The organism is Martinezella paranaensis, assembly GCF_014200235.1.
In the GTDB taxonomy this organism is placed as follows: domain Bacteria; phylum Pseudomonadota; class Alphaproteobacteria; order Rhizobiales; family Rhizobiaceae; genus Rhizobium; species Rhizobium paranaense.
This window is the reverse complement of record NZ_JACHBI010000045.1, coordinates 1-1888: the sequence shown is the minus strand read 5'-3', so window position 1 is coordinate 1888 and position 1888 is coordinate 1. Positions and strand designations below refer to the sequence as shown.

Below are 1888 nucleotides of genomic sequence, written 5' to 3'. Positions count from 1 at the left end.
GATCAACATCAACCGTCATCAATTCCATGGCGATTGGAACTACACAATCAGCCCAATCATCCCACCACCGGTGCGATAATTTATCAACAGTGCCTAAGTGGCAATGGCCCGGATCAAATCTCAAATTAAATGCCAAACCTCACGTTATATGCTGGTCTAGCTAACTAAATGATTTTGTTGGAGGCGCAGTCTTACGATTAAATGCAAAGCGACACCTGGTTCGATGCGGCGCCTGTATGTCCTGCTGCACTTCGGACTTGTTCGGAACAAGGTGAAGGCAAGGTCTGAAAACTAGACCAACCGGGCGCGGCAAGCTTTGTCGCTCCAATGCTCAGCGACGTGAAAGGACAGGATATGCGTGCGCTGCCGTCATCGCCGAAGACGTCGCACCGGCGCGCCGGCGATGAGAACGAGGTTAGATCCAATGCCAGCGAACCCAACTTTGATCTCTACCACGATCGGCGATTTCGTTCTCATCCATCCGGGGGAATGACTCGGTAATGAGCGGAGCCGGCTTTCCTTGTCACAGAAGCATGTCGACCGCCGACGATATTACTGCGAACCGCACCAGAAATGGTCCGATCGACTGCACAGGGATTAAGAGTCTTTTCGGCATATGGGAGCATCATCGTACGGCAGTTGCGCCCCGCAACGCCGACGTCACTAATCTTCTAATCAGGACCTGTCATGAAACATACGCTTTTGGTCGCGGCTCTCGCGATGTCCTTTCCGATGTTTGCTCATGCCGAGACGCTGCAGTTTCCAAGTGAAGAGCCGATAGCTGAGGTGTCTATCCCGCACAGCTGGGGACCGAAGGAAACTGAAACCGGAATTGATGCAACCTCGCCAGATTCCGCCATCTATTTTTCGATCGATATCGCAAACGATGCAACCATGGACAAGACGGTCGACGACGCTGTCGATTTCCTCGTCAAGAATGGCGTGAATATCGATGCGAAGAGCAAGCATGAGTTTCCTGACACGACCCTAAACGGCATGAAGCTCGGCCATCTCGAGTGGGACGGCACCGATAAGGACGGCCCGGTGCATGTGCAACTCGCATTTGCGCAGCCGTCCGAACACAAGATGCTGGTCATCACCTATTGGGGCTCGACGGAAAACGAGGCCAAGCATGATGACGCGGTCAGTGGGATTATCTCATCCCTGAAGCCGATCAACGACTGATCACGGATCGGAGCGCCGGCCTCAGCCGGCGCCCCGAGTACAATCGAACCGTTCCCCGACCTCGAAAGGGCAAGATGCGCACGACCCTTATCACCGTGTTTCTCGCAGCAATCTCCAGCGCTGCCTGCTTGTCATCCGCAATGGCGGCAGACCATTACTCAGCAAGCAGCAACACTGCCATGAGCATTACCGGCGACGTCGATATCGATGATGCCGGGATCACCTTCGAGAACGGCAAGGAGCTTACCTTCTCGGATTTGATCGCAGACAGTTTGGTAGTCGATGGCAAGCGCGTGCCGGGATCGGTTTACCGCGTCGCGCAGCCGTTTGATCCGGAATTGAAGAACGGCAACCGTCTTTGCGGCACAGGCAAGGTCACCTATCTCGCCACGTGGAGCGACGGCGACGGCTCCACGGCGATCGCGGTGTTCACCGGTTCGAGGCCGCCGCGAAGCGACGACGAGAGCTGTGCCACCTATAGCTACCAGGACCAGGAGTAAGATTTTTTCTAGCACGCAAGGACCGGGCTTCAACCCCGCGATTGGTGGAGGCCTGCAACGAGTGACTGGAGGTTGGAGCAGGGCAGGTCGAGAGGCCCTCAGACCCTTAGGAACTGTTGATAACTAAAGGAATCGCAGCTTTGGATTTTTTGCGGCGCCGGGATTCCCTTTTGGTTTGAAGCCTATAGAATCGCGGTGTGATT

At 55.0% G+C, this 1888-nt stretch carries 2 protein-coding genes; both read left to right on the top strand.

The window, feature by feature from the left end:
• The first annotated feature begins 687 nt into the window (after nucleotides 1-687).
• Nucleotides 688-1185 (top strand): histidine kinase, encoded by a 498-nt coding sequence (locus tag GGD50_RS32495; RefSeq protein WP_183941381.1) that lies wholly within the window; start codon nucleotides 688-690, stop codon nucleotides 1183-1185.
• Nucleotides 1186-1259: 74 nt separating this feature from the next.
• A complete protein-coding gene (locus GGD50_RS32490) occupies nucleotides 1260-1685 on the top strand; it encodes a hypothetical protein (RefSeq protein WP_183941379.1) in 426 nt (141 codons plus the stop codon).
• Nucleotides 1686-1888: the final 203 nt, after the last annotated feature.